This is a genomic window from Nioella sp. (assembly GCF_964229645.1).
GTDB lineage: Bacteria > Pseudomonadota > Alphaproteobacteria > Rhodobacterales > Rhodobacteraceae > Nioella.
On the sequence record NZ_CAXREX010000230.1, the window covers coordinates 1 to 21,391 of the forward strand.

Sequence of the window (21,391 nt, forward strand, 5' to 3'; positions counted from 1 at the left end):
GCCCACAACCCCGAGTACACGCTCCAGGCGCTGCATGACTCGATTGCCGACCTTGCCACGGCCAGCGGGCGTCCGATGCCGGCCATCACGCGGCCCTGAGCCGCCCCGGACGGGGTAGGATAATGCGCCGGCCCCGTCGCCTCGGCGCTTGACAGCCCTGCCCTGCCCGTCCCAACTGCGCGCCGGATTTGGCGCGCGGCAAGAGGGCGGGCATGGGCTATCTACTCGGGGTCGACACGGGCGGCACCTACACCGACGCGGTCGTGCTGGACGCGGGCGCGGAACGGGTTCTGGGCAAGGCAAAATCGCTGACCACGCGCGCCGACCTGTCGATCGGAATTGGCAAGGCGGTCGATGCCGCCATCTCCACCGCCGGGATCTCAGCTGCCGAAGTTGGGCTCGTGTCGCTATCGACGACGCTGGCCACCAACGCGCTGGTCGAGGGCCAGGGGCGGCGCGTGGCGCTGGTCTCCATTGGCTTCGACGAGGCGGACCTGACCAAGGCGGGGCTTTCCGAGGCGCTTGGCACCGATCCGCTCATCCGCATTGCAGGCGGGCACGGCCATGCGGGCCACGAGGTCGCGCCTCTCGACACGGCAACGCTCGAGGCCGCGGTGGCCAAGCTCGCCCACGAGGTCGATGCCTTTGCCGTCGCCGGGCGCTTTGCCACCCGTAACAGTGACCACGAACGCCGCGCCCGTGACCTGATCAGGGCCGCCACCGGGCGCCCGGTAACCTGCTCGCACGAGCTCTCGGCGCAACTCAATGGCCCCCGCCGGGCGCTGACGGCGGTTCTGAACGCACGCCTGATCGGCATGATCGACCGCCTGATTTCCGCCTGTGAACGCCACCTTGCGGCGCTCGGGCTTGATGTGCCGCTGATGGTCGTGCGCGGTGACGGGGCGCTTATATCCTCCAAGGTGGTGCGCGAACGTCCGATCGAAACGATCCTCTCGGGCCCCGCCGCCAGTATCGTGGGCGCGCGCTGGCTGACCGGAGAGGCCAACGCCATGGTGTCCGATATCGGGGGCACCACCACCGACGTGGCACTGCTACGCGACGGCCTGCCAGAGATCGACCCAGAGGGCGCGCGCGTTGGCCGTTACCGAACGATGGTCGAGGCCGTCGCGGTGCGCACAACGGGGCTTGGCGGCGACAGTGAGCTGCACCTGGAGATTGACCTTGGTGGGCGCCCCCTTCGTCTTGGCCCCCGTCGCCGGGTGCCGCTGTCCTGTCTTGCGGACGAGCATCCCGATCTGGTCCATGACGCGCTCGATCGGGCCCTGTCCTCGGAGGTTCCGGGCGAACATGACGGGCTGTTTCTCATTCCCATGGGCGGTCCCGCCGCCGGATTGCCCGCTCGCGACGCGGCGCTTCTGGAACGGATCACCGAGCCGATGGCGCTGGCGGGGGCCCTGCGCTCTCGGCTGGAGGTTCCCGCGCTCGACCGTCTCGTGGCCCGCGGCCTGGTGATGATCTCGGGCATTACCCCGTCGGATGCCAGCCACGTTCTTGGCCTGCTGGACAGCTGGGACCGCGCGGCCGCCGAGAAGGGGCTGGCGCTTTTTGCCCGCCGTCGGGTGGCCTCGGGTAACCGGCTGGCCGCAGACCCGGCCACGCTGGCCCGGATGATCGTCGACCAGTTGACCGAACAGACCGTGGAATGCCTGCTTGAATCGGCCTTCGCGGACGATCCCGCCTTTGCCGGCAAGGACCCGGCAGAGCTTGCCCGCCACCGCCTGACCCGCGTGGGCCTGACCGACCATCGAGGCATCGTCGAGACCTCGCTCAAACTGGGCGTTCCGCTGATCGGGCTTGGGGCCTCGGCCCCCAACTATTACCGCGCGGTGGCAGAGCGGCTCGGCTGCCGGGTCGTGCTGCCTGACCACGCGGGCGTTGCCAACGCCATCGGGGCCGTGGTCGGACAGGTCAGCCAGAAACAGGCGGGCACCGTGACCAGTGCGGGCGAAGGCCGCTATACCGTGCACCTCGCGGCCGGTCCCCAGGTCTTTGGCGAGCGCGACGCCGCGATGGACGCGCTTGAGGCAGAGCTTTTGGCCGAGGTCACCGCCCGCGCCCGCGCTGCCGGGGCCGAGGACATCCACACAAGCGCAGACCGCGACATCCGTGAAATCGAGGTAGAGGGGCGCGCGATGTTCATCGAGGCCACGATCAGCGTCACCGCCTCGGGCCGCCCGCGCGTCGCCCATGGCTGAACCTTGCCCGGCGCGACCGCGCAGGGCTACGCTATCGGAGGTGAAAAGGAGAGTTTGCCCATGACGATCAGCATCGCGCTCGTGGCCCATGACGCCAAGAAGGACGACATGGTCGCCTGGGCCACCGACAATGCCGCCACGCTGAAGAGCATGACGATCTTTGCCACGGGCACCACGGGCGGACGGCTGATCGAGGGGGCGGGTCTCGACGTCACGCGGCTGAAGAGCGGCCCCCTTGGGGGCGACGCGCAGCTTGGCGCGTTGATTGCCGAGGGCAAGCTCAATGGGCTCGTCTTTTTCATCGACCCGCTCTCGGCCCTGCCCCATGACGTCGACGTGAAATCGCTGCTGCGCCTCGCCATCCTTTACGACACCCCGATGGCCGTCAATCGCGCCTCGGCCACGGCCATTCTGGACATGCTGGCCGAACGGGAAGCGTGATGTCGACCGCGACGCAGCCAAGGGGATGCCCATGAAACTGGGCGTGATCGCAGACGACTTCACCGGCGCTTCCGACATCGCGCTTGCGATTGCCGAGGCCGGGTTTTCCGTGGCGCAGTTCATAGGCATCCCGGACGGGGGGGCAGATCCGGGGCTGGATGCAGGCGTCGTTTCGCTCAAGACCCGGACGGCCCCGGTGGCCGAGGCGGTGGCGCAATCCCTGGCGGCCTGTGACTGGCTGGTGTCCCAGGGCGTCGGGCAGATAGTTTTCAAGATATGCTCGACCTTCGATTCCACCCCCGAGGGCAATATCGGCCCGGTTCTGGACGCGCTGGCAGACAGGCTAGGCACGGACCGCTCGATCATTTGTCCGGCCTACCCTGAAAACGGACGTTCGCTCTATCTTGGCCATCTATTCGTGGGCGATGTCCTACTGTCGGAAAGCGGGATGCGCAACCATCCCCTTACCCCGATGACCGATCCCGACATTCGCCGGGTGCTGGCCCCGCAGACCACGCGCCCCGTGGTGCACGTTCCTGCCCCGACCGTCTTTCGCGGGGCCGAGGCGATCCGGTCGGCACTGGCACCCGGGCACAACCTGGTGGATGCGATCCGCGACGAGGACCTGCACCAGATTGCCCGGGCGGCACGGGGCTTGCCGCTGCTCTGCGGGGGCTCGGGCATCGCCATCGGCCTGCCCGCGAACTGGGGCGCATCCGCCACTCCGCCCGACTGGAACCCGATGCCGGGCCCGGGCGTGGTGCTGTCGGGCAGTTGCAGCGAGGCAACGAGGGCCCAGGTGGCGGCCTTCGCGGCCCGGGCCCCATCGCGCGAGGTGACGGCGGCGGAGGCGGTCGAAGCCCGGGTCACGGCCAAAGAGCTTGCCGATTGGGTGATGGCCCAAGGGCAAGCGCCCCTTGTCTATTCTTCCGCAGCCCCGAACATCGTCGCCGCCGCTCAGGCACGATACGGTCAGGATCGAGCAGCGGCGGCGCTTGAAAGCCTCTTCGGGGAACTCGCGGCGCGTCTCGTGGCGCGGGGCGTGACTCGGATTGTCGTTGCCGGCGGCGAAACATCGGGGGGTGTTGTGAACGCGCTCGGCATCACCGGCTTCGAGATTGGCCCCAGACTGGCAGCAGGCGTTCCGGCGCTTAAGATCATGGGCGCGCAGCCCATCGTCATGGCCCTGAAATCCGGCAATTTCGGCGGGCCCGGCTTCTTTGGTGAAGCACTGGCCATCCTGGGGGGCGAAGCATGAGCGAGGAAGCGCGCCTGCGCGACGACATCTGCCGCATCGCCAAGTCGATGTTCGATCGCGGCCTGACCTGCGGGGTATCCGGCAACATCTCGGCCCGGCTTTCGGACGGAACCGTTCTGATGACGCCCACCGGGGTGTCGATGGGGTTTCTCGACCCGGCCCGGATCAGCCATCTTGCGCCCAACGGACAGCTTCTGTCGGGCGACGCCCCGACAAAGGAACGGCCCCTTCACGCCGCGTTCTACGAAACAAGGGCCGGAACGGGTGCCGTCGTGCATCTGCATTCCACCCATTCCGTCGCGCTCTCGATGCTTCCCGAGACCGACCCCGACAACGCGCTGCCGCCACTCACGCCCTATTCGATCATGCGGCTTGGCAAGGTGAAGCTTCTGCCCTTCTTTCTGCCCGGCGACCCGGAAATGGGCGCGGCGGTTCGGGGGCTGGCTGGCAAGCGCTCCGCCGTTCTCCTGGCCAATCACGGCCCCGTCGTGGCGGGAAAGGATATCTGGGCCGCGAGCTTCGCGATGGAGGAACTGGAGGAAACCGCCAAGCTCGCGCTCCTGACCCGGGGCCGCGACCCAAGGCTTCTCCGCCCCGAAGAAATCCGCGCCGTGCAAGAGCGCTTTCCCAGTTGAAGAAAGCCCCCGGTCCGGCGTCGCGCCGGTCCGGGGGCTTCCAAGCAATCGCGCGACTTGGGGACGTTAATGCGCGATCATCACGTGGCGCACGGCGGTGTAGTCCTCGAGCGCATACATGGACATGTCCTTGCCATAGCCCGACTGCTTCAACCCGCCATGCGGCATCTCGTTGGTCAGCATGAAATGGGTGTTGATCCAGGTGCAGCCGTATTGCAGCTGGCCTGCGGTCTCCATCGCCTTGCCGATATTGCCCGTCCAGACCGAGGAAGCGAGGCCATACTGGCTGTCATTGGCCCAATCGACAACCGGATCGTCGGCCCCGAAACGGGTGATCGAGACCACCGGGCCAAAGACTTCGCGCTGAACGATCTCATCATGCTGCTGTGCGCCGGCGATGACCGTGGGCTTGTAGTAGAAGCCGGGGCCATCATGGATCATGCCGCCGGTTGTCACCTCAATATGGTTCAGTTCCTTGGCGCGCTGCACGAAGCTGTCAACGCGGTCACGCTGGCGCGGGGAAATCAACGGCGGGATCTCGTTCACGGTGTCATCGGCATTGGCATAGGCAATGCTGGACACCGCCGAAGACAGATCCGCGACCAGCTTTTCGTAGATGCCGTCCTCGGCATAGATCCGGCAGGCAGCGGTGCAGTCCTGGCCTGCATTGTAGTAGCCGAAGGCACGCAGACCGCCCACGACAGCCTCCAGGTCAGCATCGTTGTAGATGATGACCGGGGCCTTGCCGCCAAGTTCCAGATGCGTGCGCTTGACCGACTTGGACGCAGCCATCAGCACCTTCTTGCCGGTGGCCACGTCGCCGGTGATCGAGATCATGTCGACGCCGTCGTGGTTGATCAGCGTATTGCCGACCGAGCCCCCCTGCCCCACGATCACGTTGACCACCCCCTCGGGCAGCACGTCGGCCAGGATCTTGGCGAAGGCCAGCGCCGTCAGCGGCGTCTGCTCGGACGGTTTCATGACGATTGTGTTGCCGCCTGCCAGCGCCGGGGCCAGTTTCCACGCCATCATCATGATCGGATAGTTCCAGGGCGCGATCGAAGCCACGACGCCAACGGGGTCGCGGCGGATCATGCTGGTGTGGCCCGCCAGGTAGTTGCCTGCCACGGGCCCGTGCATGTTGCGCACCGCACCCGCGAAGAAGCGGAAGCAGTCGGCCACGGCCGGAATTTCCTCGTTCCTGACCTCGTTGATGGGCTTGCCGCAGTTCAGGGCCTCAAGCGCCGCGAGATGTTCGAGATTGGCCTCGACCGCGTCGGCAATCGCCAGAAGCATGGCCGATCGTTCGCCGGGCGTTGTGCGCGACCAGCTCTTGAACGCGGCACGCGCGGCGGCCACGGCGCGGTCGATCTGGGCCGGGTTCGCTTCGGCCAGGTGCAGGATGCTCTCCCCGGTGCGCGGGTTCAGCACGTTTTCCTCGGTTTCCGTCCCGCTTTCGAAGGCGCCACCGATAAGCATGTTGGTATCCATGAAGTCTCTCCCTGGTCTTATTTGCCCTGCCCGGCAACGGTGTCCGTGCCGCGGGTCAGGTAGTAGGCGCCGAGGATCGGCAGGAACGTCACCAGCACCACGACCATGGCCACCACGTTGGTGACGGGCCGCTGACGCGGACGGACGAGCTCTTCCAGCATCCAGATCGGCAGCGTCTGCTGCTGCCCGGCGGTGAAGGTGGTCACGATCACCTCGTCGAAGCTGAGCGCGAAGGCCAGCATCCCGCCCGCCAAGAGCGCGGTGGCGATATTGGGCAGGATCACGTAACGGAAGGTCTGGAAGCTGTTCGCGCCCAGGTCCATCGACGCTTCGACAAGGCTGCCCGAAGTGCGCCGGAACCGCGCCACGGCATTGTTGTAGACGACCACGACGCAGAAGGTCGCGTGCCCCAGAACGATGGTCCAGAAGCTGAACGGGATGTCAGCGAGGTTGAAGGCCGAGCGCAGCGAGATGCCGGTGATGATGCCGGGCAGCGCGATGGGCAGGATGACCAACAGGCTGATCGCTTCGCGCCCGAAGAAACGGGTGCGGCTGACGGCGGCGGCGCACAAGGGGCCCAGGACCAGCGCGATGGCGGTCGAAATCGCGGCCACCCGGACAGAGAGGCTCAGCGCCGCCCACACGTCGGGCCGGTTCCATGTCACCGCGAACCAGTCCAGCGTCAGCCCGGGGGGCGGCCACTGGTAGGAGCGGTCCTCGGTGGTGAAGGAATAGACGAAGATCAGCAGGATCGGCAGGTGCATGAAGAGAAGCCCGCCAATGGCAGCCGCCTTCAGCCAGCGGGGCGCGCGGTCAGAGTGCATCGAAGGCCCCCTTTCGTTTCGCCAGCCACAGGTAGGCAGCCATGATCACGATCGGCACCACGGTAAAGGCCGCGGCCAGCGGGATGTTCCCGGCAGTGCCCTGGTAGGCATAAACCGCCTGGCCGATGAAGCGGCGCGATGTGCCCACGATCTGCGGAATGATGTAGTCTCCCAGGGTCAGCGAGAAGGTGAAGATCGAGCCTGCGACCACCCCCGGCAGCGCCAGCGGCAGCACGACGTGGCGGAAGGTCTGCGCCGGGGCGGCCCCCAGATCGCCCGAGGCCTCCAGCATCGAATGGGGCACGCGTTCCAGCGCCGCCTGGATCGGCAGGATCATGAAGGGCAGCCAGACATAGAGAAACACGAGGAACGTGCCGGTTGCGCTGACCGAAAGGGAGTTTCCGCCGACAATGGGCAGCGACAGGTAGACGTTCAGGATCCAGCTCAGATGCAGCGTCTCGAAAAGCCAGTTCAGGATGCCTTCGCGCGCCAGGATCAGCTTCCACGAATAGACCTTCACCAGGTAGCTCGACCAAAGCGGCAGCATGACGCCGAGATAGAACAACGCCTTCCAGCGCCCCCGCGCATAGCGTGCAGCGTAATAGGCAATGGGAAAGGCCACGATCGCCGCCGCGATGGTCACGGCGGTCGCCATGATGAAGGTGCGCAGGATGATGTCGAAATGCGCGGGCACCAGGAGTTCGCGATAGGTGCGCAGGGTGAACTCGTAGACGATGACGCCGGAAAACTCGTCGATCGAGAAGAAACTCTGCGCAAGAAGAGCGAAGAGCGAGCCAAGATAGATCACCCCAAGCCACAGCGCCGGCGGCGTCAGCAGCAGCAGGATCAGCAGACGGGGCCTGCGCCAGAGCGTGTCGGAAAAGCGCCCCAGCAGACCGTCGCGGGACCCGCCCGCGGGGTTGGCGGAAAGCTCAGCCATCAACGCCTCCCATCACGTGCAGGTCAGCCGCGTTCCAGCTGATATGCACCGTGTCGCCGGCCCCCGGCACGAAGGCCCCCTTGGGCAACAGCGCGGTGATGCGCATGCCGTCGATCTCCATCACCAGCCGGGTGCTGGTGCCAAGGAAGCTGGAGGACACGACCTTGGCGGCATGCCCTTCCCCCGTGGCGGCGACGCGCACGGCTTCGGGCCGCACGGTGGAATAAGCCTCGATCCCGGCAATCCGCTCCGTGAGTGATGGCGGAAACAGGTTCGAGGAGCCCACGAATTCAGCCACAAAGGGCACTTCGGGGCGGTAATAGATGTCTTCGGGGGCACCCATCTGCACGATGCGGCCTTCGTTGAAAACGGCAACGCGATCGGCCATCGACAGGGCTTCGCCTTGATCGTGGGTGACGAAAACGAAGGTGATGCCAAGCTGGCGTTGCAGCGCCTTCAGTTCTTCCTGCATCTGCTCGCGCAGCTTGAGATCGAGCGCGCCGAGCGGTTCATCCAGAAGCAGGACCTTGGGCTTGTTGACCAACGCCCGCGCCAGGGCGACGCGCTGGCGCTGCCCGCCCGACAGCTCGGACGGTTTGCGGTCGCCGTAGCCCGGCAGGGCCACAAGCTCCAGCGCCTCGTCGGCGGCGGCGTGGCGCGCGCGCTTGGCTTGGCCCGCGATCATCAGGCCGTAGGCCACGTTGTCACGCACGTTGAGATGCGGAAACAGCGCATAGTCCTGGAAAACGGTATTCACATGCCGCTTGTAGGGAGGCACACCCGCGCAGCTTTCCCCGAAGATCGCGATTTCGCCCGCCGTGGGGCGTTCGAACCCCGCGATCAGCCGAAGGCAGGTCGTCTTGCCCGAGCCCGAAGGCCCCAGCATGGCGAAGAATTCCCCTTCGGCGATGTCGATATCGACATCATCCACGGCGCGCACATCGCCGAAATGGCGCGAGACGCCTTTGAAACTGACTGCTGCTGTCATGGTAGGTCCGTTCAAGGGGTCCGCCGCGCTGCCGCGGCGGACCAGGTTCAGGTCGATGTGGTTACCGTCCACCGATCACGCCGATGTAGTCGGACACCCAACGGTAATACGGCACGCAGCTGCCCTGGCTTTCGCAGGAAGACACGGGCGTCTGCCAGAAACGGATACGCTCGAAATCGTCCATGCCGTTGGTGGTGCAGCCTTCCGCGGTCTGCATGCCGCGGCCATCGGTGCAGGCGGCGGGAACAGCCGGGTTTGCGCCGAACCAGACCGACAGGTCGGATTGCAGGTTCGAGGCAATCGAGTGCTCCATCCACATGTAGGCACAGTTCGGGTTCGGCGCGTCCACATGCATCATCGTGGTGTCGGCCCAACCGGTGGCGCCTTCCTGCGGAATGGTCGAGGCGATCGGCGCGCCCTGGCTGGCCAGGATATTCACCTGGAACGGCCAGGACCCAGAGGCCACCACGCCCTCGTTCACGAAGTCATCCATCTGGATGAAGGCATCGTGCCAGTAGCGGCCCACCAGCTGGCGCTGCTGGCGCAGCAGGTCCAGGGCGGCGGCGTATTGGTCGGCGTTGAGCTCGTAGGGCGAGGTGATGCCAAGCTCGGGCTGGTGATGCATCAGGTACTGGGCCGCATCCGCGATGTGGATCGGGCCGTCATAAGCCTGCACCCGTCCGGCATTGGACTGCCCGTCGGGCAGGGTCATTTCCTCGAACACCACGTTCCAGGAGGTCGGCGGTTCCGGGAAGACCTCGGTGTTATACATCAGCACGTTCGGGCCCCACATGTAGGGCACGCCGTAATGGGTGCCGTTCACGTAGTGCCAGGGCGCTTCCTGAAGGCGCGGATCGACGGTCGACCAACTGGGCACGAGGTCGATATTGACGGGCTGCACGCGGTTGCCCGCGATCAGGCGCAGCGAGGCGTCGCCCGACGCGGTCACGAGGTCGAAGCCGCCTTCGTTCATCAGCGCAACCATCTCGTCCGAGGTGTTGGCGGTCTGGATTCCGACCATGCAGCCGGTGGCCTCTTCGAAGGAGGTGACCCAATCGAAGGCAGGGTCGGTTTCGCCCCGTTCGATGTAGCCCGGCCAGGCCACGATGGTAACTTGGCCCTCGCCGGGGCCGATTTCTGTCAACATATCTGCCATCAGCGGCTGAGCGATCAGGCTCGCCCCGAAGGTCATGGCGGTACAGGTTTTAAGCACGGATTTCATGTTTTCTCTCCCTGTTGGCTGCGCAGCGCAACTGGGCGGACTATGTTCCCGGCCTATAGTTATCGCAAATTCAAAATATAGAAGGTCAATTATCGGAAATTCCGATATCTAACGAAATCAACGGTCTCGCGCCGCCTGCCGGGCCTGGGTCAGGGCAATGAATTCGCGCGTGGCCTCCGAGATCTGCGAGCCCCGGCGCCAGACCAGCCCCACCTGCACCACCGGCAGCTTGCCCGACACGTCCCGGCTGTTGATCCGATCCCCTTCCAGCGACCAGGGCCGGTAGACGAGGTCGGGCAGCAGGGCCACCCCCGCCCCTGTCGCAACCAGCGATCGCACGGCCTCGACGGACCGGGTGCGAAAGGCGATGCGCGGGCGCTTTCCGAAGGCCGACAGAAGGCGCACCGCTTCGTTTTCCATTTCGTCCACGTCCAGCACGATCAGCTTTTCCTGCGCCACATCGGCCAGGGTGATGCTCTGCTGCCGCCCAAGCGGATGATCGATGGGCAACCACAGGCGGAACGGCGAGACCTCGAAGATCTCGGCCTGCAGGGCAAGGGTATTGCGCAGGTTCGACGTGACCATCACCGCCACGTCGAGTTCGCCGCCGATCAGAAGATGTTCGAGATACTCGCCGGTATCCTCGATTGCCTCGACCTCGACCTCGGGGTTGAGCCGCCGGTAGCGGGACAGGATGTCAGACAGAACGTAGCCCGCCGTCAGCGATGTGACGCCAAGGTTGAGAGAGCCGCTGACCTGCTTGTCGCCCACGGACATAAGCCGTGTCGCCGTCGACACCTCGGCCAGTATGGATTGCGCATGGCGCAGGAATTGCTGCCCTTCAGGGGTGATATTCAGACCGCGCGCATGGCGCTGGAAAAGCGACACCCCGAGGATGGCTTCCAGGTCCTTGATCGATTCCGTCACCGCGCTTTGCGAGATCGAAAGGGTATGCGCCGCCCCGCTGACCGTGCCTTGTTCGGCGGCGGCCACGAAATACCGGATCTGGCGCAGGGTGATGGACATCGCGATGTTCCTTGACGGTGTTAAGCAAGGGGTAGCGCAGAACCGCGGGCCACGCCACAGCGCGTGTCGCAGCGCAGTTGCGGGTTCGGATTTGGCCCACTCCGCGTCGGGGGCAGGCCAGAAGCCTTGCCCATTGCAGGCTTTGCTCATGATATCAGAAAGTTCCGCGATACGGAGAGGTCGCCCCAAGACCCGGACCGAAAGGACGCATCCATGACGCAGTTCCCCCGCCTCACCTCGCCGCTCGAGCTGCGCCACAAGACGCTGCGCAACCGCATCACCTTCGGCGCACATACCGCCAACATGTCGGTCAATGGCCTGCCGGGCGACCAGTTCGGAGCCTACCTGCTGGAACGGGCGCTTGGCGGCGCGGGCATGATCGTCAGCGAACCGGTGCCCGTCCACCGGACGGGGGTGCTGACGCGGGGCAATTTCCTAGCCGAGGACGACGCGGTCATTCCCGCCTTCCGCCGTATCCTCGACCCGGTGAAAGACGCGGGCGCCGTGGTGCTGCAACAGCTTTACCACGTCGGCCAGCACGGCGATTCAGACCTCAGCTACCAGCCTCATTGGGGCCCTTCTGGCCAGCCAAGCTACCATGACAGCGATGGCAGCCACGCCATGACCGAAGCCGAGATCGAGGAAATGATCGCGGCCTTCATCGCCGCCGCGCGCCGCTGTCAGCAAGCCGGGTTTGACGGGGTGGAAATCTGGGCCGCCTACCATTCGCTGCTCGACCAGTTCTGGACACCGTGGAGCAACCGGCGCGACGACCAGTGGGGTGGATCGCTGGAAAACCGCACGCGGCTGTCGATGCGCATCCTTGAAGGCATCCGCCGGGCCTGCGGGGACGATTTCATCGTCGGCATGTCGGTGAGCTACTCCGACAGCTACGCGGTCAGTCTCGGGGTCGAGGCGCTGACGGAGATCCTCGCCCTGCACGACGCCACCGGGCATCTGGATTATGTCAGCTGCGGCTCTGGCGGCTATCTCGACTTCGAGAAACTTATGCCGACCTTCGTGCTTGGCGAAAAGCTGACCGTGCCTGCGACAGAGGTGTTCAAGCGCGACTTGAAACACGCCAGGGTTCAAGCCGAAAGCGGCATCCGCACCCCCGACAACGCCGAAAGCGTGATCGGCTCGGGCCAGGCCGATCTGGTCTCGATCGTGCGCGGGCAGATCGCCGACCCGCATCTGGCGCGCAAGATCCGCGAAGGCCGCGTCGAGGACATCCGCGGATGCATTTCCTGCAACCAGATGTGCTGGGGCAGACGCTCGCGCGATTACTGGATTTCCTGCCTCGTGAACCCCTCGGTGGGGCGCGAATACCAATGGGGCGGGGACCGCTTCACACCCGCCAAAACGCCCCGCAAGGTGCTGGTCGTCGGGGCGGGACCCGCCGGGCTGGAGGCCGCGCGCGTGGCCGCCGAACGCGGACACGATGTCGATATCCACGAAGCCGCCCCGGTCATCGGCGGGCAATTCCGGCTGGCGGGTGAACAACCGCGCCGTGGCCAGATCACGGAGCTACTGGATTGGTATGAACGGCAATTCACCATGCTTGGGGTGACGCTGCATCTCAACAGCTTCCTCGATGCGGAGGAGGTCCGCGCAGCGGGGGCCGAGGTGGTCGTGCTGGCAACAGGATCGCTGCCCGACGACGAAGCGACGCAGCGCTGGCTGCCTCAGCTTGGCCCCCTGCCCGGCCTGGCCAACGGGCAGGTCTATTCCGCCGAGGACGTGATGCGCCGCGATGCGCGGCTCGGAGATCATGTGATCGTCTATGACGAGGGCGGCAACATGCGCGGCGTCGGCACCGCCTGGCACCTGGCCGAAACGGGCAAGCAGGTGACGCTGGTCACGCCCGACCCGTTCGTCGGCAAGGAACTGGCACGCACCAGCGCCGACATCCCGATCCGGGCGCGCCTTGCACGGCTCGGGGTCGAAATGCTGTGCGAACACGCAATCCTCGAATGGCGCGGGAACGGGGCACTCTTGCGCAATCTGCTTGATGGCAGCGCGCGCGAGATGGCGAGTTCGGCGCTGATCATGGCCACCACGAACCGGGCTTTCGACCCGCTATCGCAGGACCTGTCAGACCTCGACACACGGCTGATCGGTGATGCACAAGCCCCGCGCCAGGCCCCCTGGGCCTTCTACGAAGGGCGCAAGTGCGGCCTAGAGATCTGACGACCCGAGATCCAGGTCTGCCCGGTCCTTGCGCGCAAGCGCCACCGCCCGGGCCAGGCTGCCCACATCCGCATGGAACCTCGGCAGCACGAAGCTCACCAGAAGCGACTCCAGATTGGCCAGCACGGCCACGCCGATCACTCCGAGGAACAAGCTCCGCTCGTAGCCAAGAAGGAAGAGCCACAGGAAGAAGATGGCCGAGCCGACCGCCGCGGCCTTGGACAGGTAGAGGTGATAGGCCGGCAGGGCGCCGTGGCGCAGCACCCCCGCCCCTGCCGCCGCAAAATAGGTGGCCAGGAAAAGCAGGAGCCAGGGAAGCTCTGGCCGCAGGCTCTCCGCCTCGAAGAGGTAAATCCCCACCAGTGCCGCCAGCACGGTGCCGCCATCGGCAACGGTATCCAGCATCGCCCCCACGGCGCTTTCCTGCTTGAGCCAGCGCGCAATGGGACCGTCGAGAAGATCGGACAGAAGGCTGAGAGCGATCAGGGCAAAAAACGCCTCGCGATAGCCCGCCAAGGCCATTCCCGCAGCCACGGGCGCAGCAACCAGCCGGTAGATCGTCATCAGGATGGGAATCGAGTTCATGGAAGGAGTGTCCCACGTCCTGCGTGCCCCTGGCCAGCCCGCCCGGTGCGATCCCTCAGCATGCCGTCACGACCCGTCGGGGTAGCGTCGTTCGATGGTCAGGATGGTCAGGAAAGCCGGATCATAGCGCCCCACTTCCAACCGCCTTGCCACACCGGACAGATTCCGCGGCGACAGATCAATTGTGAGATTAAGGCGCCGATTTTCGGTGCGCAGTCGGCCTTGCGATCCAGTTAGGTAGTGGCTGGTAAATTCGAACCGAAGACTGCCATCATCCGAGAGTTCAAGATCATGCAACGTACCTTCAACCAGTGCGCTGTTGTACTGAGACACGTAGTGGCGGACGATTCGCCCATCTTCGATGATGATATTGATCGTTTCCAGCGGCCTGTCCCGGTTCTCGAACATCCAGTTTGTCGGATCGTTTGTCGCGAACCAAACGGCGTCACCACGGCGCGAGAGCCGCAGCGACCAATGACCGTCCAGCGTATCGGGGGCCAGCGCATGAACTGTACGCAGATGATCCAGTACATCCTGGGACAGATTGCTCGCCTGCTGGCCGGTTGCATACAAGCTGAAGGCCTCGATTGCAGCGCGCGAGGCGGGGCCGAATACCCCATCTGGCGTGCCACTCTCGAAGCCGAGATCGTTCAACATCTGTTGCACCTCTTGCCGATCTTCACGGCTGAGACCAAGAGAGCTCTCGGATTCAAGGTTCCCAACTGAACGGGTCGCTCCGGCGAAACTGGCTTGCTGGTGGTGTCAGACCAATTCTAACCAGTCTCCACAAGGGCAGGTTGGTTGTCCCTTAAGCCGCGCAGAGAGCGCGCCACTCGGCGAGAGCGGCGGCGCGGTTGGCTTTGAAATGTGGTCTGCTGGAGAGACTGCGTTCCTTGTTGAAATGGTTTGAGACGGAGGCGTGGACGGCAGCGAACTTCTGAAGACTTCGCATCCGCCGAAAACGGAGCATCGCCCGCTCCCGTCGTCGGAATGGTAGGTGCGAGTTCTCTGCCCTGTTGTTCATCCAGCGACCCGTCTCCTGCCGGTCGCCAGCGCCAATCTCCTTCAACGCAGCAACGTAGGATCGGAGTTTGTCGGTCACGATGACCTCGGGCTGACCATGTTTCCGCATTGCTTTCTTGAGGAACTTCAAAGCGGCCCGCTTGTCACGCGTCTTCGTGACGAAGCTCTCAAGAACCTCCCCTTCGTGATCGACGGCCCGCCAGAGGTAATGCCGCTCGCCATTGATCTTCACGAATACTTCGTCGAGGTGCCAACGCCAGCGGCTCGATTTCATCCCTTCGATCCGGCGCTTTCGGATCTCGGAGGCGAACATGGGACCAAACCTGTGCCACCAGTACCGCACCGTCTCGTGGCTGATATCGACACCGCGCTCGTGCAGTAGATCTTCGACATTCCGGAGCGACAATGGGAAGCGGACGTACAGCATCACAGCAAGGCGGATGATTTCTGGGCTGCTGTGAAAGCCTTTGAACGGGTCGGATTTGGTCATGTTCCGACGCTAAGAGGCCGCCCTGCCCGTCTCAACCGTAATCTTTCTGACAAGACCCTTGCGTCCACAAGTATACGGTAAGGACCCTACCCACCGCCCTGTCCTGCAATCGGAATGGACTGTTGGCAACGGACATGGCGTGAGTTACCGACCCGGTTCTCAGTTCCTGCGCCGGGGGCGAAGCAAAGCCGGACCATAGGCCAGGGCGAACCCCATAAAGGCCAACACGAAGGCCAGCCCGGCGAGTGGGTGCAGCCAGAATACGGCCTCGGGCCAGTAGCCGGCGCAGACTCGGACGAGCGTCGCAAGTCCTATGGAGACATAGATCGCAACCGTTGCGGGCCCGGCCGCAAGTGCCTGCCCGGTGTGACCCAGGGTTGCCCGGGTCATCACCGCGAGGGTCATCATGCCGATGGCTCCCGCCGTCCACAGGTGCTCGGGGGCAGCTTGCCCGAAGGTGCCGGGGATGAGGATCTTGGCGCCGATCGCCAGAGCGCCCAGCGGCAGGAAAAGGTAGCTGACATGCAAGACAAGGACCAGCGGCTCGGCAAAGGTCCGGTGGCCACGCCAACGGGCAAGGCGAAGCAGATGGATCCCGCCGACCACCAGCAGGGCAATCCCGCTGGCAATCGCGTCGGGCCGGAGTACCCAAACCAGAAGAGCCGCCAGTAGCGCGATCAATGCCAACCGGTCGAACCACTGCATGGGCGGCACAGGCAGGGATGCTTCATCCCGCCGAACCATCCAGTTGCGGGTAAACGACGGGATGATCCGTCCGCCGATGACGGCGATCATCATGATGCCTGCACCAAGACCCAGCCTCAGCCCCATTCCATGCGCTGCGTAGTCCCCGCGTGCCGCCTCCATATGAAACAGCGCATTTCCAGCCGCAAAGACCGACAGCATTCCCAGAATGATCAGATTGCGCCAGTTCCGTCCCGCGACGATCTCACGCGCAATGGCCATCGCGAACAGAACCGGGAAACCCAGGTCGAGCGCGGCGACCAGTCCGGCTGACATGTTGGCGGAGAACAGGATCGAGGCGCGCCCCACGAGCCACAGCAGGGCAAGTGCGCCCAGGCGCCATCCCACGATGGGCAGGCGTCCCGTCCAGTTGGGCACGGCGGTCAGCAAGAACCCCGCAATCACCGCGCCGAGATAGCCAAAGAGGAACTCATGCGCGTGCCAGCTCACCGGATCGAAGGCCGTTGGTGGCGTCACATGGCCCATCAGCATCGGAATCCACAACAGCATGGCGAGGGCCGCCCAGAGCGCAGCGCCCAAAAAGAACGGACGGAATCCGTAAGTCAGGATGGCGGGACCGGTCCAGGTCCGCATCTGGTCTGACGTGGTGCTCATGATGCCTCGCTTCTTGTTGTTGCCACACGGTCTTGCCCATCTTGCGGGTGACCAAGGTCGGGCCGTCTCGGACCGCTGAACACCGGCCTCGGTGCCGGGTGAAACAGCGCCGCCCCATGCCGTGCCAGAAATATGGCCCAGGCCAGGCCCCACAGGGCTGACGCCGCTGCGGCCCATTGGGACTCGGCGGGCGCAAAAACGCGCCAGGCAGCGGCGACCCACACGAGCACAAAGCCCCCTCCGTCGAACGGGGACGCGCGCAAACGATCGCGTCGCCACGCCACCGCCCGTGCGGCCACCGCGTATATCGTACAGGCGACTGCACCGGCCGCAATCCCGTGCAGGGCGGCGCCTTCCGGCAGCGGCGCGCCCTGGGTCTTGCCAAGTGCCACCAGCGCCAGCCCGATGGGGAGCCAAAAATACCCCGCGTGCAGCATGAGCAGCAGCCCGTCTGTCAGGATCTCCCTGGACAACAGCAATAATGCCCGTGTCGTCTCGAAGGCCGCGGCGAGCAGCAGGCAGGCGCCAAGCCATCCTGGCGCGGCCCGCAGGGTTTCAAGGCCGAGCGCGGTCAGAATCGTGACCGATCCGAAAAGGCCGAAGATCCCGGCGGCCTGAACGCGCCGTGTCTGCCGTTCGCTGCACGTCAGGCTGTTCGCGGTAAAGGCCGCGACCATCCGTCCGCCGACGACAGACAGAAGGGCCGCGAACGCAAGCACGGGTAGGTGGATGGGGCCCGCTCCGATCACGACAGCAATCTGATACCCGGTCATCGCCAGCGAGAAGAGCGCCAGCGGTGCCGCCCGCAAGGCTCGGGATCGCAGCGCCGATCGGGCAAGGATCAGCGTCAGAAACCCCATGAACGCCACAGCGGCCGGCGCGGCAAGTCCCGGTTCCGGCCCAAGCGCACCGGCGGCGGACAGCCGGGCAAGAGCCCACAGCGCGACGAGGGTCGCAACCCCTTCAGGGGACAGGCGCGCCTTGCCCGGCCAGCTTGTCATTGCCGTCAGCGCGTAGCCTGCAAACATGGCGGCCGCAAAGCCGAAGAGCATCTCATGAGCGTGCCATTTCGTGAGCCCGCCCAGGGGCGATCGTGTCGGATCGAACCCCGTATCCAAGGCAACCGGTCCGACCGCGACAATTGCCCAGATCCCGCCGGCAGGAAACAGAATACGATGCGGGGCCATCATCGCCCGCTCCTTTCGGCGCTATACCGGCGCAGCCGCAGCAATCCGGCGATAGCCCGCGGCACCGTGATAGAACCCATTGCTCAAGCCCACCTGCCCAACCATCCCGGCAAGGCGCGCTTCGGCGTCCTCGGCGGGACCCCCGCCGTCCAGCGTTTCGCGAAACAGCTTCGCCACGTCCACCATGTCGACCGATTGCGGCATCAGCCGCAGATGGGTTAGGCCATCCGCGATGAGCCGTCCCGTTTCAGGCAGCAAGTTGATATAGGTTTCCGACTGGGTCTGTATGCCGTTTACCCGCAGGATCGGCCTGTCGTCGGTGGTGCAGAGTGGCATGCCGTCGGCGTCATCCTCGCAGACGAACTGGCAGTTGTCCTTGGTCCGGCCATGGGCGCGCGCATGATAGCACCGCGCCGAGACCGCCAGCGACGCCCTGCCGAAGACCTGAACCTCGACCCCGAGGCCAAGGTCCCGTGCAGCCTTGGCGGCGATCGCGATTGAGGGGGCGGGAAGTTCGGCGGGCAGGCAGACATGCGTCGCCCCCTGAGCGGCCATCCAGCCGATGGTCGCCTCGTTATAGGCGTTCATGAACGGGCCTATCCGGTGCGGGCGCCTGCCGCGCGCGTAGAGGCCCGCAGCATTGTTGATCTCGATCTCGGGGTTGTCCAGCTCGGCGAGATCGGCCGTGGCGTTGCGTTCGCGTTTCAGCATGACCTCGGCCAGCGAGGACAGGATCACGATCTTGCCCGCGCGTTCCAGCCGCTCGATGATCGCGGGCAGGTCCGCTTCCTGAAACGCGGCGCGTTTCGAACAGATTACCTCGCCCAGGTAGACCTCGTCCACCGGCGCCTCGTCGGCGATGCGGGCATAGAAATCACGGCGTTGATCTGCAGACCAGTGATAGGCCAAGGGTCCGAGTGTCAGCTTCGTCATCGTGTCTACCGCCATTTCTTGGTCTCGAAGGCGCCCTGGGTCTGCTTCTGCCCCTCGGTCAGCGCCACAAGATCTGCGATATCTGCCGGTCGTCCGGCGCGGATATCGTCCACGGCCTTTCGGAAGGCCGAAACCACGCCGCGCACATAGGATTTCGACCGCTGCCGTCCTTCGATCTTGAAGGCATGCACGCCCGCGTCGATCAGTTCCGGCAGAAGCCGCGACAGGTTGAGGCTGATCGGTTCCTCGAAGGCATAATAGGCGTCGTCGCGGTGGTCGGTCTGGTATCGCCCCTTGCAGATGGTGGGATAGCCGGCCTTTTCCTCGGGGCCGAAACAGTCGATGGTGAACCCCGCCAGCCGTGAGGACATCGTGCCGTCCGCCTCGCGCCGGTATTCCACGTCCGAAGCCGGAGAGCACACCCCGTCCATGTTGGTCGACTGGCCGGTGAGGTAGTTTGTCAGGCTGCAGCGCCCCTCGACCATCAGCCCATGGTTGCCAAAGATGAAGGTCTCAATCTCGCAGGGGATTTCCTTGCGGATATGGCGGATCTCGGGGATGGTCAGGATGCGCGGCAGCACCACGCGCCTGACCCCGAAATTCTCGCAGTAATAGCGGATCGCCTCGGGGCTGGACGCGGCGGCCTGGACCGAAAGGTGCAGCCTGACCTGCGGATGCGTGCGGGCGATGTAATCGGCCACGCCCATGTCGGCCACGATGAAGGCATCGACCCCAAGCCGCGCGCCGGTATCGGCCGCCTGTCGCCACAGATCGACCTTGCCCGCCGGAGGATACGTGTTCAGCGCCAGCAGCACCTTGGTGCCGCGGGCGTGGGCATAGGTCACGGCCCCGGCAAGCTCATCTGGCGTGAAGTTCAGCCCCGGGAAATTGCGTGCGTTGGTCGCGTCCTGGAATCCGCAGTAGACGGCATCGGCACCAGCATCCACGGCCGTGCGCAGGGCGGCGGGTGTGCCTGCGGGGCAGATCAGTTCGGCAAGGCTCATGTCCGGGACTCCGTGTAGGATTTGCGCAACCGCGCCAGGATCGCCCGGCCGGGAGGACCTAACATGGCGGCAGTTTCTTCCGCGATCGACCCATCCATATCGTCAAGCGCATTGCGCAGGCGCACCACCGCCTCGGTATCGCCAGACACGTCGAGGTCGCGCGAGAAAAAGGCGGCATCGCCATCCTCCTCGGAGTCGATCAACTCCAGCAGCAAGAGGAACTTGCCACGGATCACCGCCCCCGCTTCCGGCATAAGGTCTCGCGGCATGGCACGCAGGACAAGCACCTGCGGATCAGGGCGCAGATGAAGGACGAAGGGCAGTTCCACCGGGTCGATCAGGAAGTCGGTGCTCTGGTGCGCGCCCAGCCGGGCAAAGACCGACGGATGTGACGCCGCAATGCGTCGCACCACGCGTGACAGGATAGGTTGTGCCATGACGCAGGCCAGCCGCGCCACGGCGCCTTCGCCGGGAAATCGCGGCCTGCGGGCCGGTTCAGTAAGCGATTTCATTTCGGGATCTCCATTGCCGAATTCTGGGACTGTGCGGGCGTCCGGTGGGCGGCCTTCCGGCACCAGTCGAACACTGTCTCCGCATCCGGCCGCAGGTCCTCAGACAGACCGCCCGCGAAACGCTCGAATGCGGCGCGGTGGGTCTGCGAAACGCCGATCAGCACCGGAACGCCTTGCGCGACCGCGTCCGCGATCATCGCGCGAAAGCCGCGCCCCTCGGCCTCGCTCACACCGAACTTGTTCAACACGACGAGATCCGCGCCCTGTTCGGACAGGCGCGAACTGGCCAGACCCGCGGCCTCTTCCATGGCACCGGCGTCCATCCGGCAGGCCTGCGCACCGGGCCCAAGCTGCTGCGTGATTCGGGCCGCCGGTCCGTCTGGAAGTAGCCACAGGTCACTGTCGCAGTGCCCCGCCATACCATCCACCGCGACGTGCCGTAGTGCACCTACGATGCGGAAACCCTGGCCTTGCAAGCGCGCGACGACATCGGACAACAGGCGGTCCGTGGCGCCTCCGCCACTAGCGGTGACAGTCGCAATGGCCATCGCGGCAGCCCTCCTCGAACCGAGGGAACAGCACGTCGTTCTCGAGTGCGATATGTGCCGACAAGTCGGCGAGCAGCTTCTCCGTTCCCGAGTAAAGCGCCCGCCATGACCCACAGGCATGGTCGGGCGGGGTCAGGTTCGCCGTTAGGGAACGGATATGCGCAATGGTGGCTGCGTGATCGTCGTGATCGGTACGCATCACGCGGATCGGGTGCTCGAGTTCCTGCATCCCCCCCGCTTGCATGGCGGGAAAGAGAACTCTTTCTTCCTTGGCCATGTGATCTTCTATCTCGCGCCAAAGCTTCATCAGGGCTTGCGCCAGGCCCGGCGGTGCCAGTGCGTCGTCGGCATGGACCGACTCGACCTTTTGCGCCAACAAATGCAAGGCCGCCAGTTCGGAGCGATGGACATCGTGGAACCGGGACAGGATGTGGGCAATCAGGGCATCCGTGCCCTGATCGGAAGCTGGGTCTGCAAGCTCACTCATCTTTGACGAAATCCGGTCTCTTGGCGTGGCAG

The 21,391-nt window shown here is 65.0% G+C and carries 20 protein-coding genes and 1 pseudogene; 5 read left to right on the forward strand and 16 right to left on the reverse strand.

The window, feature by feature from the left end:
• Positions 1 to 212: 212 nt before the first annotated feature.
• From ACEQXV_RS15405 to otnC, 4 genes are read left to right on the forward strand one after another with little or no spacing between them, the layout of a single operon-like run.
• Positions 213 to 2,216, forward strand: coding sequence for a hydantoinase/oxoprolinase N-terminal domain-containing protein (locus ACEQXV_RS15405; protein WP_370269920.1), 2,004 nt, complete (start codon positions 213 to 215; stop codon positions 2,214 to 2,216).
• Between the two features lie 60 nt (positions 2,217 to 2,276).
• Positions 2,277 to 2,657, forward strand: coding sequence for a methylglyoxal synthase (locus ACEQXV_RS15410; protein WP_370254121.1), 381 nt, complete (start codon positions 2,277 to 2,279; stop codon positions 2,655 to 2,657).
• Between the two features lie 31 nt (positions 2,658 to 2,688).
• Positions 2,689 to 3,915 (forward strand): 3-oxo-tetronate kinase, encoded by a 1,227-nt coding sequence (otnK, locus tag ACEQXV_RS15415; protein ID WP_370269922.1) that lies wholly within the window; start codon positions 2,689 to 2,691, stop codon positions 3,913 to 3,915.
• The gene (gene otnC / locus ACEQXV_RS15420; protein ID WP_370269923.1) at positions 3,912 to 4,550 is read left to right on the forward strand and encodes a 3-oxo-tetronate 4-phosphate decarboxylase; all 639 of its coding nucleotides are present in this window, start codon (positions 3,912 to 3,914) and stop codon (positions 4,548 to 4,550) included. The genes otnK and otnC overlap by 4 nt, the downstream gene beginning before the upstream one ends.
• Positions 4,551 to 4,616: 66 nt before the next feature.
• Here otnC and ACEQXV_RS15425 read toward each other — a convergent pair whose 3' ends face one another.
• The 6 genes from ACEQXV_RS15425 to ACEQXV_RS15450 form a co-directional block, all read right to left on the reverse strand.
• The gene (locus tag ACEQXV_RS15425) at positions 4,617 to 6,041 is read right to left on the reverse strand and encodes a gamma-aminobutyraldehyde dehydrogenase (protein ID WP_370254125.1); all 1,425 of its coding nucleotides are present in this window, start codon (positions 6,039 to 6,041) and stop codon (positions 4,617 to 4,619) included.
• Between the two features lie 17 nt (positions 6,042 to 6,058).
• Positions 6,059 to 6,865, reverse strand: a complete 807-nt coding sequence (locus ACEQXV_RS15430; protein WP_370269925.1) for an ABC transporter permease — start codon at positions 6,863 to 6,865, stop codon at positions 6,059 to 6,061.
• Positions 6,855 to 7,805: an ABC transporter permease gene (locus tag ACEQXV_RS15435; RefSeq protein WP_370254128.1), complete on the reverse strand. Its 951-nt coding sequence runs from the start codon at positions 7,803 to 7,805 to the stop codon at positions 6,855 to 6,857. The genes ACEQXV_RS15430 and ACEQXV_RS15435 overlap by 11 nt, the downstream gene beginning before the upstream one ends.
• The gene (locus ACEQXV_RS15440) at positions 7,798 to 8,793 is read right to left on the reverse strand and encodes an ABC transporter ATP-binding protein (RefSeq protein WP_370254129.1); all 996 of its coding nucleotides are present in this window, start codon (positions 8,791 to 8,793) and stop codon (positions 7,798 to 7,800) included. The genes ACEQXV_RS15435 and ACEQXV_RS15440 overlap by 8 nt, the downstream gene beginning before the upstream one ends.
• Before the next feature lie 61 nt (positions 8,794 to 8,854).
• Positions 8,855 to 10,015, reverse strand: a complete 1,161-nt coding sequence (locus tag ACEQXV_RS15445) for an ABC transporter substrate-binding protein (RefSeq protein ID WP_370254130.1) — start codon at positions 10,013 to 10,015, stop codon at positions 8,855 to 8,857.
• A 117-nt stretch (positions 10,016 to 10,132) separates the two neighbouring features.
• The gene (locus ACEQXV_RS15450) at positions 10,133 to 11,041 is read right to left on the reverse strand and encodes a LysR family transcriptional regulator (RefSeq protein WP_370269927.1); all 909 of its coding nucleotides are present in this window, start codon (positions 11,039 to 11,041) and stop codon (positions 10,133 to 10,135) included.
• Between the two features lie 213 nt (positions 11,042 to 11,254).
• On the opposite strand from ACEQXV_RS15450, the gene ACEQXV_RS15455 reads away from it, so the two are divergent.
• Positions 11,255 to 13,231, forward strand: coding sequence for an FAD-dependent oxidoreductase (locus ACEQXV_RS15455; protein ID WP_370269928.1), 1,977 nt, complete (start codon positions 11,255 to 11,257; stop codon positions 13,229 to 13,231).
• Here ACEQXV_RS15455 and ACEQXV_RS15460 read toward each other — a convergent pair.
• The 10 genes and pseudogenes from ACEQXV_RS15460 to ACEQXV_RS15505 form a co-directional block, all read right to left on the reverse strand.
• Entirely contained in the window at positions 13,220 to 13,816 is a 597-nt protein-coding gene (locus ACEQXV_RS15460) for a CDP-alcohol phosphatidyltransferase family protein (RefSeq protein ID WP_370269929.1), read from the reverse strand. The genes ACEQXV_RS15455 and ACEQXV_RS15460 overlap by 12 nt on opposite strands.
• A 66-nt stretch (positions 13,817 to 13,882) precedes the next feature.
• A pseudogene (locus ACEQXV_RS15465) lies at positions 13,883 to 14,491 on the reverse strand (peptidoglycan-binding protein); the annotation flags it as partial.
• Positions 14,492 to 14,624: 133 nt separating this feature from the next.
• The gene (locus ACEQXV_RS15470; protein ID WP_370269932.1) at positions 14,625 to 15,329 is read right to left on the reverse strand and encodes an IS6 family transposase; all 705 of its coding nucleotides are present in this window, start codon (positions 15,327 to 15,329) and stop codon (positions 14,625 to 14,627) included.
• Positions 15,330 to 15,488: 159 nt separating this feature from the next.
• Positions 15,489 to 16,688, reverse strand: a complete 1,200-nt coding sequence (locus tag ACEQXV_RS15475) for an NnrS family protein (protein WP_370254007.1) — start codon at positions 16,686 to 16,688, stop codon at positions 15,489 to 15,491.
• The gene (locus ACEQXV_RS15480) at positions 16,685 to 17,878 is read right to left on the reverse strand and encodes an NnrS family protein (protein ID WP_370254008.1); all 1,194 of its coding nucleotides are present in this window, start codon (positions 17,876 to 17,878) and stop codon (positions 16,685 to 16,687) included. Before ACEQXV_RS15480 ends, ACEQXV_RS15475 begins: the two co-directional genes overlap by 4 nt.
• Before the next feature lie 18 nt (positions 17,879 to 17,896).
• Positions 17,897 to 18,808 carry a U32 family peptidase gene (locus ACEQXV_RS15485; protein ID WP_370254009.1) on the reverse strand — a complete coding sequence of 304 codons (912 nt, stop codon included), beginning with the start codon at positions 18,806 to 18,808 and terminating at the stop codon, positions 17,897 to 17,899.
• A gap of 5 nt (positions 18,809 to 18,813) precedes the next feature.
• A complete protein-coding gene (locus ACEQXV_RS15490) occupies positions 18,814 to 19,812 on the reverse strand; it encodes a peptidase U32 family protein (RefSeq protein WP_370254010.1) in 999 nt (332 codons plus the stop codon).
• On the reverse strand, positions 19,809 to 20,324 hold the full coding sequence (locus ACEQXV_RS15495; RefSeq protein WP_370254012.1) for an SCP2 domain-containing protein: 516 nt from the start codon (positions 20,322 to 20,324) through the stop codon (positions 19,809 to 19,811). The genes ACEQXV_RS15490 and ACEQXV_RS15495 overlap by 4 nt, the downstream gene beginning before the upstream one ends.
• Entirely contained in the window at positions 20,321 to 20,872 is a 552-nt protein-coding gene (locus tag ACEQXV_RS15500) for a DUF2478 domain-containing protein (RefSeq protein ID WP_370269934.1), read from the reverse strand. The genes ACEQXV_RS15495 and ACEQXV_RS15500 overlap by 4 nt, the downstream gene beginning before the upstream one ends.
• Positions 20,847 to 21,359: a hemerythrin domain-containing protein gene (locus ACEQXV_RS15505; protein ID WP_370254014.1), complete on the reverse strand. Its 513-nt coding sequence runs from the start codon at positions 21,357 to 21,359 to the stop codon at positions 20,847 to 20,849. The genes ACEQXV_RS15500 and ACEQXV_RS15505 overlap by 26 nt, the downstream gene beginning before the upstream one ends.
• Positions 21,360 to 21,391: the final 32 nt, after the last annotated feature.